This is a genomic window from Streptomyces arenae, assembly GCF_022343545.1.
Classification (GTDB): Bacteria; Actinomycetota; Actinomycetes; order Streptomycetales; family Streptomycetaceae; genus Streptomyces; species Streptomyces humi.
In genome coordinates, this window is record NZ_JAKQYH010000001.1 from 4,606 (window position 1) to 5,400 (window position 795).

Genomic DNA, 795 nt, shown 5'->3' on the forward strand with positions numbered 1-795 from the left:
CACCGAAATGGAGCTAACCGGTCCCCTTAACGTTCCAGCACCGGGCAGGCGTCAGTCCGTATACATCGCCTTACGGCTTCGCACGGACCTGTGTTTTTAGTAAACAGTCGCTTCTCGCTGGTCTCTGCGGCCACCCCCAGCTCAGGAAGTAAATTCCCTCACCAAGTGTGGCCCCCCTTCTCCCGAAGTTACGGGGGCATTTTGCCGAGTTCCTTAACCATAGTTCACCCGAACGCCTCGGTATTCTCTACCTGACCACCTGAGTCGGTTTAGGGTACGGGCCGCCACGAAACTCGCTAGAGGCTTTTCTCGACAGCATAGGATCATCCACTTCACCACAATCGGCTCGGCATCAGGTCTCAGCCTTATGTGCGACGGATTTACCTACCGCACGGCCTACACCCTTACCCCGGGACAACCACCGCCCGGGCTGGACTACCTTCCTGCGTCACCCCATCACTCACCTACTACCACCTTGGGTCAGCGGCTCCACCACTCCCCTTTGCCCGAAGGCTCCGGGGCGGCTTCACGGCCTTAGCATTAATGGGCTCGATGTTTGACGCTTCACAGCGGGTACCGGAATATCAACCGGTTATCCATCGACTACGCCTGTCGGCCTCGCCTTAGGTCCCGACTTACCCTGGGCAGATCAGCTTGACCCAGGAACCCTTAGTCAATCGGCGCACACGTTTCCCACGTGTGAATCGCTACTCATGCCTGCATTCTCACTCGTGAACCGTCCACAACTACCTTCCGGTGCTGCTTCACCCGGCACACGACGCTCCCCTACCCATC

Annotated in this window: 1 other annotated feature. The window is 58.1% G+C overall.

From position 1 onward, the window contains the following. Positions 1-233: 233 nt before the first annotated feature. Positions 234-702: a sequence feature (23S ribosomal RNA rRNA prediction is too short), on the reverse strand. Positions 703-795 lie beyond the last annotated feature (93 nt).